This window comes from Streptomyces sp. CB01881 (assembly GCF_002953255.1).
GTDB lineage: Bacteria > Actinomycetota > Actinomycetes > Streptomycetales > Streptomycetaceae > Kitasatospora.
Genome location: NZ_CP026498.1, coordinates 4,599,834 through 4,611,017 on the forward strand (window position 1 = coordinate 4,599,834; position 11,184 = coordinate 4,611,017).

The following is an 11,184-nucleotide window of genomic DNA, read 5'->3' on the forward strand; positions in this document are numbered from 1 at the left end:
CGGTTCGTCGCTCGCCGGACCGGTGGCCGTTGCGGCGGCGGGCGACGAACCGCCACCGCCGCTGCTACAGGCAGTGAGAACCACCATGCTCGCGGCCGCGACGGCCACCCATCCTCTTCGCATCTTCGCCCATCCTTCGCGGGGGTCGTCATCGACGACGGAACCAGGGCCGACGGGGGCCGTTTCGGCGCTCCCGGGCCGTTGGCTGCTTGAGGTAGACGTCACATCCCGGCCAGGTCCATAGACCGGTCAACATCGATATCCAGTGGTTCTGTCAATCGAACCGGCTCAATTTACTAAACCTTTGCCTAACTTAATGACGAATCCGTCTCGTTGCCCGGAGGTCATGGGCCGCTCCTGGACAACGTTGCCATCGGCCGCGAGAATCACCCCAACGACCGCCCGCGCCACGCCATGGAGGCGGAGCGGCCGTCCGCACCCAACGCCGGAGATCGTCACAATGAGTCATGACCGGGCTGCTGTCGCCCACGACCAGAGCCTCGCCCCGCGCAGCGTCCTCGCGGCGCTCGACATCGGCGGGACGAAGATCGCCGGCGGCCTGGTGGGCCCGGACGGCGCGCTCCTCCACCAGGTCCAGCTGCCCACCCCGGCCCGGGACGGCGCCGGAGCCGTCCTCGACGCCGTGCACGGCGTCCTCGACCGGCTCGCCCGGCACCCGCTCTGGCCGCAGGCCCGGGCCCTGGGCATCGGCAGCGCCGGCCCGGTCGACATCGCCCGGGGCACGGTCAGCCCGGTCAACATCCCCGGCTGGCGCGACTTCCCGCTGCGTGACCGGGTCGCCGCCCACCCCGCGGTCGCCGGCCTCCCCGTCACCCTGGGCGGCGACGCGGTCGCGATGGCCGCCGCCGAGCACTGGTGCGGAGCCGCCCGCGGCTACCGCAACGCCCTGTGCGTCGTCGTCTCGACCGGCGTCGGCGCCGGCCTCGTCCTGGACGGCGCAGTCCGGCCCGGCCCCACCGGCAACGCCGGCCACCTCGGCCACATCACCGTCGACCTCGACGGCCGGCCCTGCTCCTGCGGCTCCCGCGGGTGCGTCGAAGGCCTCGCCAGCGGCACCGCCATCGCACGCACCGCGCACGAGTCCGGTTGGCGTCCGGCCGGCCCCGACGCCGACGCGTCCGCCGCCGGCGTCGCGGCCGCCGCGCTGGCGGGCGACCCGCTCGCCCTGCGCGCCTACGACCTGGCCGCCCGGGCCCTCGCCGCGGGCATCGCCGCCACGGCCACCCTGGTCGAGATCGAGGCCGCCGTCATCGGCGGGGGCGTGGCCAGGTCCGGCCCGCTCTTCCTCGACCCGCTCCGCCGCCACCTCGCCGGCTATGCCCCCCTGCCGTTCGCCGCCCGCGTGACCGTCATCCCGGCCCTCCTCGGCACCGACGCGGGCCTGGTCGGTGCCGCCGCCCTCGCGCTGTCCCCCGGCCCGGACGGGCCCGCCGCAGCCGGCCGGCCCACGGCGGTCGCCCGCTGAGCCGACGCGGCGACGCGGCGACGCCCGGCCCGCTGCCCACGGCGGCGGGCCGGGCGGAGTGCTGTCGGGGGAGAGTTGCCGGTCGCCCCGGTCGCCCCGGTCGCCCCGGTCGCCCCGGTCGCCCCGGTCGCCCCGGTCGCCCCGGCCGCCCCGTTCGCGCTGCCGGGCGGAGAATGCACGATGCGGCCGCGCGGACGGTGCGACCGGGAAAGGGGGGAGGGGCATGATGCTGCACGGACTGGAACTGCGCGAGGTGGAGTGCTTTCTGGTACTCGGCGACGAGCTGCACTTCGGACGGGCCGCCGAGCGACTCGGCATCTCCCGGGCCCGGGTCACCCAGCTGATCCAGGCGCTCGAACGCCGCGTCGGCGGACGACTCGTCCAGCGGACCAGCCGCAAGGTCGCCCTCACCCCGGCCGGGGAACAGCTCGCCGCGGACTGGACCGCGGCCTACCGGGCCCTGGACGCCGGCCTCCAGCAGGCGGCGGCCCTCGCCCGGGGGATCCCCGGACGACTCGCCGTCCGCTACGCCGCGACCGTGTCCTACTCCCTCGTCAACGCCTGGCTCGACCACGTCAGGCAGCGTCGGCCCGGGTGCCGGATCTCGGTGGAGGCCTGCCCGGTCGCCAACGTGTTCGCGAGCCTGCGCGACGGGCGCGCCGACGCGGTCGTCACCAGGCTCCCGCCGGGCGGTCCGGAACTCCTCACCTGGCACGAACCGGACCTACGGGCCGGAGCCGTCCTGGCCCGTGACGCCCCGGTCCTGCTGGTTCCCGCGGACCACCCGCTCGCCGGCGCGGCGCACCTGGAGGCCGAGGACCTGTCCGGCCTGGTCCTCTGGGAGGCGCCTGCCGGTCTGCCCGAGTGGTTCCGGCGGGCCTGGACCCCGGCCCTCACCCCTGCGGGCCGGGCGATCGGCCGCCGGAGCGGGGCGGCATCGGTCGAGGACCTGCTGGCCGGCACGGCCGCCGGACACGCCCTGCACCTGACGTTCCCGCAACTGCTCGACCAGCTGCCGCACCCCGGGCTGCGGGCGGTCCCGGTACGGGGCCTGCCGCCGTTCCTGACCGCTGTCGTCAGGCCCGGCGGAACGGACGGCGCGGTACTCGCCGACCCGGCAGCCGCCGACCCCGGGCTCGCCGACCCGGTGCCTGCCCACCCGGTCCTTGCCGCCGCCGTACCGGCCGACCCGGTACTCGCCACCGCCGCGGGCGATCATTCACCCCCGCTGAACGGTCCTGCAGCGGAAGGCTCTTGATCAACACGCACGGCCCGGGCGAGGCTCGGTCCATCCGTTCTCACCCTTGGAGAGAGTCCGATGGAACCGCACACCGTGCTGCTCACCGCTCAGATCCCGCTCCGGTCCGGCCGGGAGGCGGCGCTCGCCGAGGCCTTCGACCGGCTCCGCGAGCGCAGCCTGCAGGAGCCGGGCGTCCTGTCCTTCGAGCGGCTGGCCGGGGCCATGGGGGTCATCGGCACTGCCGGGGCCACCGGCATTACCGGCACCGTCAGCACCGTCGTGCTGCGCGAGGAGTACCGGGACGAGGCGGCGCTCGATGCGCACCTCGCCGAACCGCACACCGCGGAGTTCCTCGCCGTGCTGCCCGGCCTGCTGGCGGCGCCGGCCGCCGTCCGGGTCGACCGGGTCCGGACCGTTCGCGCGTTCGACGTGCCCCCCGCCGCCGCCGGCTGACCGGCCCGCGGCCGGCGGGCCCGGCCGGAACGTCTTCGGGGGCGGCCGTGACGGCCGCCCCCGAGGGCACTCCCGACGGTGGGGCCCCGCCCTGTCACGGGCGGTGCTCCCGGCCGGCTCAGCTCTGCGCGAGGAGTTCGAGGGTGTCGATGACGCGGTTGGAGAAGCCCCACTCGTTGTCGTACCAGGCGACGACCTTGACGTGCTTGCCGTGCACGCGGGTCAGGGCGGCGTCGAAGATCGAGGACGCGGGCTCGCCGGTGATGTCGCCGGAGACCAGCGGCTCGTCCGCGTAGTCGAGGACGCCCTTCAGCCGGCCGTCGGCGGCCTCGCGGTAGGCGGCGAGGATCTCCTCGCGGGTGACCTCGCGGGACACCGTGGTGTTCAGCTCGACGATCGAGCCGACCGGGACCGGCACGCGGATGGAGTCGCCGGCCAGCTTGCCGTCGAGGTTCGGGAGGACCAGGCCGATGGCCTTGGCGGCGCCGGTGGTGGTCGGCACGATGTTCACGCCCGCGGCGCGGGCACGGCGCAGGTCGCGGTGCGGGCCGTCCTGGAGGTTCTGCTCCTGGGTGTAGGCGTGCACGGTGGTCATGAAGCCGTGCTCGATGCCGGCCAGCTCGTCCAGCACCGACGCCAGCGGGGCCAGCGCGTTGGTGGTGCAGGAGGCGTTCGAGACGATGACGTGCTTGGCCGGGTCGTAGTCGTCGGTGTTCACGCCGTAGGCGAGCGTGACGTCGGCGCCGTCGGACGGGGCGCTCACCAGGACGCGCTTGGCGCCGGCCTCGATGTGCGCACGGGCGGCCTCGGCGGAGGTGAAACGGCCGGTGGCCTCCAGCACGAGCTCGACGCCCAGCTCGGCCCACGGCAGATTGGCGGGCTCACGCTCGGCGAGCACCTTGATGCGGCGGCCGTCGATGACCAGATCGGTCCCGTCGACCGTGACCGACCGCCTGAAACGCCCGAGCGAGCTGTCGAACTTGAGCAGGTGGGCAAGGGATTCGGGCGCAGTGAGGTCGTTGATGGCGACCACTTCGAGGTCGCTGCCGCGCTCAAGCAGGGCGCGCAGGCTGTTGCGTCCGATACGACCGAAACCGTTGATGGCGATGCGGGTCATTGAGGTCTTCCCTTCCGTTCGTTTCGCCCTCAATGCTCGGCGTTCTGGTGTCACCCGGACAGGGGCTGGATCGACAGGGTGCGCAAGTATCCCGCCACACTTGTCGCCACCGATCGCAAGGATCTCGCCAGCGTCCCCGGCTGCAGGTGCCCGCCCGCCCTCGCCGGACCGCTCCGGGGCCGCTCCGGGACCGGTGCAGGGCCGGTCCGGGGTCGGGGGCCGGGGCCGTTTCAGGGCGCCGGGGCGGCGAAGGTGTGGCGGTACTCCGTCGGCGAGGTGCCAAGAATCCGGTGGAAGTGCAGCCGCAGGTTCGCCCCCGTGCCGAGCCCCACCCGGTCGGCGATCTGCTCCACCCCCAGATCGGTGCGTTCGAGCAGTTCCCGCGCCAGGTCCACCCGGGCCCGCAGGACCCACTGCATCGGCGTGTAGCCGGTGTCCTCCACGAACCGCCGCGAGAACGTGCGCGCCGACACCCGCGCGATGCCGGCGAGCGTCTCCAGCGTCAGCGGCTCGGCGAGATGCTCCAGGGCCCACTCGCGGGTGCTCGCGAACAGGTCGCCGAGCGGCTCCGGCACGCTCCGGGGCACGTACTGCGCCTGCCCCCCGCTGCGGTACGGCGCGGCCACCAGCCGGCGTGCCACGTGGTTGGAGAGCCCGACCCCGTGGTCACGCCGGAGCAGGTGCAGGCACAGGTCGATCCCGGAGGCCGCGCCCGCCGACGTCAGCACGTCGCCCTCGTCCACGAACAGCACGTTCTCGTCGACCGACACCAGCGGGTGCTGCTCGGCCAGGGCCTTCGTGTAGTGCCAGTGGGTCGTCGCCTTCTTCCCGTCGAGCAGCCCCGTCGCCGCCAGCGCGAACGCCCCCGTCGAGATCGCCGCCAGCCGTGCCCCCCGGTCGTGGGCGGCCACCAGCGCCGCGACCACCTCGGCCGGCGGTTCGGTGGTCGCCGGATCCCGGTACCCGGGCACGAAGACGGTGTCCGCGTGCTCCAGGGCGTCGAGCCCGTCGGCCACGTGGTACGCGAGCCCGTCCCCGCCGGCCACCAGACCGGGCGCCGCGCCGCACACCCGGACCTCGTACGGCATGCTCGGCCGGCTGGAGAACACCTGCGCGGGAATGCCCACGTCGAGCGGCTTCGCCCCCTCCAGCACGAGTACGGCGACACGGTGCTTCCTGCGAGCCATCGGACCCTTCCTTCCCTCCGGCCGGACGGGTCCCTCGTCGTACCCGTGACCTGGATGCCACCCATCGCAAGCATCCTGCCACCCGCACCACGGTGTGCGTCGCCGGGGGAGCGCGGACCGCTCCGGACGGTGTGCGTCGCCGGGGGACGCGGACCGCTCCGCACGGCGGCGGCGCCACCGCTCAGCCCAGCAGCCGGTCCAGGACCCGGCCGAAGACGAGCTGTCCGGCCCGGGCCACCGCCGGATCGAGTACGCCCGGAAGCCCCGCGATCACGACCTCCTCCGCCCAGGTCACCTCGCTCCGCCCACCCCGCGCGCCCACCGCCCGCACCCGGAGCTCGGCCCCGCCGCGGACCGGCCGCCCCCGCTTCTCCAGCCGGCACACCCCGTCGCGCCCGGGAGCGGGCCCGGCGATCTCGACGATCTCCATCGGATCGTCGAACAACCGGAACGGCCCGACGGCGGTCCGGGCCACGATCGTGTCGCCCACCCGCCGGCCACCCCTCGGCCCGGCCGAGACCCGGGTGAACGGCACCCGGTCGCCGTGCCGCGGCCAGTCGGTCAGCCGCTCCCAGCAGACGTCGGGCGGCAGGGGCGAGACACGGGTCAGGACGAAGCGGGCCATACCTCACCCTAGGGCTCCGCTCGAATGCGTTCACCGATGCGTTCGCCGTCTGCGGCCCGATCCGCGCAGGCGGGTCCCTGCAAAAGACGGGAACTTCAACGCCGCCCGCCCGATGACCCGTCACCGCCGCCGACGCCGCATAGGATCACCGCGCGGCTCCCCGCCATGCCGGGCAGCCGCCTCACACCGCTCCCCATGTGACCCCGGGACCACGCATCCGACGTCCGGAGCCCGGCGTCCGGTGCCACGGGCCCCGTCATCCATCCGCATCGACGAGAAGGAATCCGCCATGACCTACACCGTGGATTTCGGCACCGTATCGACCACCGGCCTGGAGTCGTCTCCCGTCGCGGCCGCGCTCGCAGGTCTGCGGGCGAACGAGGCCCGCTACTTCAAGAACAAGTACGACCACGTCTTCACGGTGGAGCCTGCGGGCGACGCCACCGAGGCCGTCGACTGGGTGCACCGGATCCTCAGGGAGGAACGCGAGATCGTCATCTCGTCCCGGCCTCTCGAAGCCACGGCCTTCCAGGTCGAGAACATCCGAATGGCCTACGTCTTCTACGAGAGCGGCCTGTCGGTCAACGTGATGTACACCCTCGACGACCCCAAGAAGCGAGCCGTCGGGTTCAAACTCTCGGAAGGGATGGAAGTCCCGGAGGAGCTCGCCTCGCGGTTCAAGTTCGCAAGGCAGAAGTCGAAGCTCGCCGGCACCGTCCGTGGATCGTTCTTCGTCATCAAGAACGAGTACTGAGCCCGAAGCCGGAAGGCCGGTCGGGTACGGACACGCGGTCCGCGGCGCGGGTGGCGACGGTCGTGCGGGGCCGACGCCTCACCACCGCCCGCGGCCACCACCGCGTGGGAACGCGACCGCGGCGCAGTGACTCCTCGTGCACGTTCCGGGTGCAGGAACGCGCCGTCACCGTGAGGGTGGGGAAGGTACTGTCCCGTCCCCCGAAACGGAAGGCCGTCCGTGGACATCACCGATCTCACTCCTGCGACCCTTGCCGCGCTCGCCTCGCCCCGGCCCCGGCCGGCGGTCACCGTCGCGATGCCCACTCACCGCCCGGCCACCGGGACCGAGCAGGACAGCCTGCAGCTGAAGAACCTGCTGGCCGAGGCGCGCCGCCGGATCGAGGGGGACGACACGCTGGGCCGCGCGGAGCGGCTGGACGTGCTGGAACAGCTTCAGCGGGCCGCCGGCGAGGTGGAGCTGCGGCACGCCGCCCAGGACGGGCTGCTGCTGTTCGCCGCGCCCGGGGAGCACCAGGTGTGGAAGCTGCCGCGGACCGTCCCGGCCCGGGTGGTGGTGTCCGACACCTTCCTGACCCGCAACCTGGTGGCCGCCCGCGCCGCGTACGCGCCGTACTGGGTGCTCACCCTGGGGGCGGAGCAGGTGCGGCTGTGGAGCGGGGCCGGGCCGGACCTGGAGGAGTCGACGGACGGGTTCCCGCAGCGGCCGGCCAACCCCGAGAAGTTCGACCCGCAGCGGGAGGAGCAGATCGGCGACACGCCGAGCGTGTACAGCCACGAGAACACCCGGATCTTCTACCGCGAGGTGGACGCCGCCCTCGGCGCGCTGCTCAGGGAAGCGCCGCGGCCCTGCTACCTGGTGGGCGTGCCGGAGGCGGTGAGCCTCTTCGAGTCGGTCACCGCGCACCGGGCGATGATCGTCGCCCGGCTGGAGAAGGGCGGGCTGGGCGACGGCCCGGCCACCGCGCTGGCGCCGGCTCTGGCACCGGTGCGCCAGGAGCAGGCGCGTGCCGAACGGGAGGGGGCGCTGGCCCGTCTCGACCAGGCGGCCGGCCTCAAGACGTTGGCCGCCGGGCTGGACGAGATCTGGCAGGCCGTCACCGACGGCCGGGTGGGCGAACTGGTGGTGGAGGAGTACTACCGGGCCACCGTCGAGGTCACCGACGGCCACCTGGCCCCGGCCCCCGCCGGTGCACAGCCCACCGGAACCGGCGAGATCCGTGAGGACGTCGTCGACGAGATCGCCGAACGCACCCTGGAGACCGGCGGCACCGTCACCTTCGTGCCGGACGGCACACTGAGCGGCCGTCAGTCCATCGCGGCGGTGCTGCGCTACTGAGGTCGGGCCGGGGCCGGCCGGGTGCGGCCGGGTGCGGCCGCCGCGCGAGCCGGGGCACCCGCCCGTGCCCGCCGGTGCGGGCCGCGGACCGGCCCGTCAGGCCGGCCCCACCCCGGAGCGGTCACCCCGGAGCGGTCACCCCCAGGCAGTCACAGGGGCGGCACGGCGGAGCCGCACCCGCGGCCCCCGTACGGCGTGCCCGGACCGGGTTGCCGATTCCCCGGAAGGTTTCGTCCCCGTCGTGTCGATCCGCGGCCGTCCCGTTCGACCTGGGATAGAGAGGGTCGGGAAAAGCGGCCCCCGGACGAAGGAGAGCAGCCGTGGCGAAGTACATGCTGATCATGAGAGGCAGCGACGAGTCGGTCGCGAAGATGGTGGAGACGCCCTTCGAGGAGATCCTCGAAACGATGGGCCGCTACAACGACGAGTTGATCCGGGCGGGTGTGCTGGTCGCGGCCGAAGGCCTGGACGACGCGTCGAACGGCGTCGTGGTCGACCTCAGCGGGCAGACGCCGGTTGTCACCGACGGCCCGTACGGTGAGACAAAGGAGCTCTTCGGTGGCTTCTACATCCTGGACGTGGCGTCGAAGGAGGAGGCGGTCGAATGGGCCAGGCGCCTCCCGGCCTTCCCGGGGACGAAGGTCGAGATCCGACGGGTGCCGGGGATCGACGAGTTCCCGCAGGACAACGAATGGATCATCAAGGAACGGGCATGGCGCGAGCGGACCGGCCAGCTCTGACACCCGCGGGCACCGACGGCCCGCCGGGCACCGACGACCCGCCGGGCGCAGTACCGGCCCGGCGGGCCGTCGAGGCCCTGTGGCGGATCGAGTCCGCACGGATCGTCGGTGCGCTGACCCGCTACACCGGGGACCTCGACCTCGCCGAGGACGTCGCGCAGGAGGCCCTGGCGCAGGCCCTCGTCGCGTGGTCGCGCGACGGCGAGCCGGCCAACCCGGTGGGCTGGCTGCTGGCCACCGCACGACGGCGGGCCATCGACCACTACCGCCGCCGCTCCGCCCTCGGCGAGCGGTACGCCGCACTCGCGGGCCGGCTCGTCGAGGGCGGAGCGACCTCCGGCGCGGAGCCCACCGCGGACCGGCCGGACGATCCGCCGTGGGACCCGGACCGGATCGACGACGACGTCCTCGCGCTGATGTTCGTCGCCTGTCATCCCGTGCTCTCGCCCGAGGCCCGGACTGCGCTGACCCTGCGCGTGGTGGCAGGCCTGTCCAGCGAGGAGATCGCGCGTTCGTTCCTGGTGCCCGTGCCGACCGTCCAGGCGCGGATCACCCGGGCGAAGAAGACCATCGCCGCAGCCGGGGTCCCCTTCGAACTCCCGCCGGTGGCGGAGCGGCGCGAGCGGCTCGGCGGCGTCCTGACCGTGCTGTACGTGATCTTCACCGAGGGCTCGACGGCGACGGCCGGCGACCGGCTGCTGCGCCCCGACCTCGCCTACGAGGCGATCCGGCTGGCCCGGACGCTGGCCGCGCTGCTGCCCGACGAGCCGGAGGTGTTCGGGCTGCTGGCACTGTTCGAGCTCACCGCCGCACGCTTCCCCGCGCGCACCGGCCGCGACGGCGAGGCGATCCTGCTGGAGGAGCAGGACCGCCGGCTGTGGGACCGCTCGGCTGTCCGCCGTGGCCTGGCCGCGGTCGACCGGGCCACCGCCGCGGGCCGCGGCCTGGGGCCCTACGGCCTCCAGGCGGCGATCGCCGCCTGCCATGCCAAGGCCCCGTCGGTGCCGGAGACGGACTGGGGGCGGATCGTGCTCCTCTACGAGGCGCTCGGCCGGGTCGCGCCCTCCCCGGTCGTCGAGCTCAACCGCGCGGTGGCCGTCGCGATGGCGACGGGGCCGCAGGAGGCGCTGCCGATCGTCGACGGCTTGGCCGCCTCCGGCCGGCTGTCCGGCTCGCACCTGCTCCCGACCGTGCGCGGCGAGCTTCTCACCAGGCTCGGCCGCACCGCCGAGGCGCGGGCCGAGCTGGAGCTCGCGGCCCGCCTCTGCCGCAACACCCGCGAGCGGTCCGTACTGCTGCGCAAGGCGGCTGCGCTGGGCTGACGCCGGCCTGCTTCCTGCCTGCTTCCTGCCCGGGTCGGGAAATGCCACGACGCCGCTGTACCGGACCGGCCCGTGGTGGGTCGGTGGGGTGCAGCGGCGTTGTCGTGGTGGCACCGGGTGGTGGGGGTGCCGGGGGGGGTGTTACTTGGTGAGGCCGGCCTTGACGGAGCAGACGGGCCAGGCGCCGGGGCCCTGGGCGGCGAGGACCTTCTCGCCGATGGTGATCTGCTGGGCCTTGGTGGCCTGGTGGGCCTGGGGGGCGTAGGCGGTGCCGCCGAAGGCGGCCCAGGTGCTGGAGGTGAACTGGAGGCCGCCGTAGAAGCCGTTGCCGGAGTTGATGGCCCAGTTGCCGGTGGCCTCGCACTGGGCGACCTTGTCCCAGACGGTGGCGGGGGCGGCGGAGGCGGCGTTGGCCGTGACGAGGCCGGCCACCGGCAGGGCGGTGAGGGCCCCGGCCATGAGTGCCATCCGGACGCGGTTGCGGCGCTTGGTGGCGGTGGTGGCGGTGGTGGTCTCGTGACGGAAGGTCATGGGTTTCCTTTGGGGGTGTGCGGGCGTGCGGAACCAGGCCCTGGGGGCGGTGGTTTCGGGGGGCTCGCGGGGTGGGGCACCGTCTGCGGGTGGGCGGTGGTGCCGGGGAGCGGTGTGCTCGGTGCAACGGGTTCGAAGTTACGGGGGTGGGCGTCCACGCTGCCGTCGCCGCGCTGGACCGCCGGCTGTCCTGGGCCGGACGCTGCCGCATCCCCGCCTTCGTCGACCTCGCCCGCAAGGTCCGACGCCACCGCGACGCCATCCTGCACGCAATCGTCGAGGCGTTGAGTAACGGGCTGATCGAGTCCACCAACACCAAGACACGCCTGATCATCCGACGAGGGTTCGGCTTTCGCAGTGCCGAGGCCGTCATCGCCCTCGTCATGCTCTG

10 protein-coding genes and 2 pseudogenes are annotated in these 11,184 nt (G+C 73.9%); 8 read left to right on the plus strand and 4 right to left on the minus strand.

Features of this window, described 5'->3' with window-relative positions; translation table 11 throughout:
• The first annotated feature begins 460 nt into the window (after positions 1–460).
• The 3 genes from C2142_RS09990 (at position 461) to C2142_RS10000 (ending at position 3,179) form a co-directional block, all read left to right on the plus strand.
• Entirely contained in the window at positions 461–1,486 is a 1,026-nt protein-coding gene (locus tag C2142_RS09990) for an ROK family protein (RefSeq protein ID WP_148642066.1), read from the plus strand.
• A 223-nt stretch (positions 1,487–1,709) separates the two neighbouring features.
• Positions 1,710–2,744, plus strand: coding sequence for a LysR family transcriptional regulator (locus tag C2142_RS09995; protein WP_148642067.1), 1,035 nt, complete (start codon positions 1,710–1,712; stop codon positions 2,742–2,744).
• Positions 2,745–2,804: 60 nt separating this feature from the next.
• A complete protein-coding gene (locus C2142_RS10000; RefSeq protein WP_148642068.1) occupies positions 2,805–3,179 on the plus strand; it encodes an antibiotic biosynthesis monooxygenase in 375 nt (124 codons plus the stop codon).
• Between the two features lie 118 nt (positions 3,180–3,297).
• Here C2142_RS10000 and gap read toward each other — a convergent pair whose 3' ends face one another.
• The 3 genes from gap to C2142_RS10015 form a co-directional block, all read right to left on the minus strand.
• The gene (gap, locus tag C2142_RS10005; protein ID WP_148642069.1) at positions 3,298–4,296 is read right to left on the minus strand and encodes a type I glyceraldehyde-3-phosphate dehydrogenase; all 999 of its coding nucleotides are present in this window, start codon (positions 4,294–4,296) and stop codon (positions 3,298–3,300) included.
• A 230-nt stretch (positions 4,297–4,526) separates the two neighbouring features.
• Positions 4,527–5,483 carry a DJ-1/PfpI family protein gene (locus C2142_RS10010; RefSeq protein WP_148642070.1) on the minus strand — a complete coding sequence of 319 codons (957 nt, stop codon included), beginning with the start codon at positions 5,481–5,483 and terminating at the stop codon, positions 4,527–4,529.
• Positions 5,484–5,664: 181 nt separating this feature from the next.
• Complete coding sequence (locus tag C2142_RS10015; protein WP_148642071.1) at positions 5,665–6,108, minus strand: SRPBCC family protein; 444 nt, start codon at positions 6,106–6,108, stop codon at positions 5,665–5,667.
• Between the two features lie 289 nt (positions 6,109–6,397).
• On the opposite strand from C2142_RS10015, the gene C2142_RS10020 reads away from it, so the two are divergent.
• From C2142_RS10020 to C2142_RS10035, 4 genes are all read left to right on the plus strand, one after another.
• On the plus strand, positions 6,398–6,862 hold the full coding sequence (locus tag C2142_RS10020) for a phage tail protein (protein ID WP_148642072.1): 465 nt from the start codon (positions 6,398–6,400) through the stop codon (positions 6,860–6,862).
• A 219-nt stretch (positions 6,863–7,081) separates the two neighbouring features.
• On the plus strand, positions 7,082–8,200 hold the full coding sequence (locus tag C2142_RS10025) for a chemotaxis protein (RefSeq protein ID WP_153882766.1): 1,119 nt from the start codon (positions 7,082–7,084) through the stop codon (positions 8,198–8,200).
• Positions 8,201–8,520: 320 nt separating this feature from the next.
• Positions 8,521–8,940, plus strand: coding sequence for a YciI family protein (locus C2142_RS10030; protein ID WP_148642073.1), 420 nt, complete (start codon positions 8,521–8,523; stop codon positions 8,938–8,940).
• On the plus strand, positions 8,913–10,262 hold the full coding sequence (locus C2142_RS10035) for a sigma-70 family RNA polymerase sigma factor (protein ID WP_148642074.1): 1,350 nt from the start codon (positions 8,913–8,915) through the stop codon (positions 10,260–10,262). Before C2142_RS10030 ends, C2142_RS10035 begins: the two co-directional genes overlap by 28 nt.
• 144 nt (positions 10,263–10,406) lie before the next feature.
• Here the strand turns inward: C2142_RS10035 and C2142_RS10040 are convergent.
• Positions 10,407–10,730: pseudogene (locus C2142_RS10040) on the minus strand (transglycosylase family protein); the annotation flags it as partial.
• Positions 10,731–10,963: 233 nt separating this feature from the next.
• Here C2142_RS10040 and C2142_RS10045 point away from each other — a divergent pair.
• Positions 10,964–11,184: pseudogene (locus C2142_RS10045) on the plus strand (transposase); the annotation flags it as partial.

Excerpts from the sequence above, each read along its gene's own strand:
- C2142_RS09990 (WP_148642066.1), top strand. The coding sequence starts at position 461 with ATGAGTCATGACCGGGCTGCTGTCGCCCACGACCAGAGCCTCGCCCCG.
- C2142_RS09995 (WP_148642067.1), top strand. The coding sequence starts at position 1,710 with ATGATGCTGCACGGACTGGAACTGCGCGAGGTGGAGTGCTTTCTGGTA.
- C2142_RS10000 (WP_148642068.1), top strand. The coding sequence starts at position 2,805 with ATGGAACCGCACACCGTGCTGCTCACCGCTCAGATCCCGCTCCGGTCC.
- gap (WP_148642069.1), bottom strand. The coding sequence starts at position 4,296 with ATGACCCGCATCGCCATCAACGGTTTCGGTCGTATCGGACGCAACAGC.
- C2142_RS10010 (WP_148642070.1), bottom strand. The coding sequence starts at position 5,483 with ATGGCTCGCAGGAAGCACCGTGTCGCCGTACTCGTGCTGGAGGGGGCG.
- C2142_RS10015 (WP_148642071.1), bottom strand. The coding sequence starts at position 6,108 with ATGGCCCGCTTCGTCCTGACCCGTGTCTCGCCCCTGCCGCCCGACGTC.
- C2142_RS10020 (WP_148642072.1), top strand. The coding sequence starts at position 6,398 with ATGACCTACACCGTGGATTTCGGCACCGTATCGACCACCGGCCTGGAG.
- C2142_RS10035 (WP_148642074.1), top strand. The coding sequence starts at position 8,913 with ATGGCGCGAGCGGACCGGCCAGCTCTGACACCCGCGGGCACCGACGGC.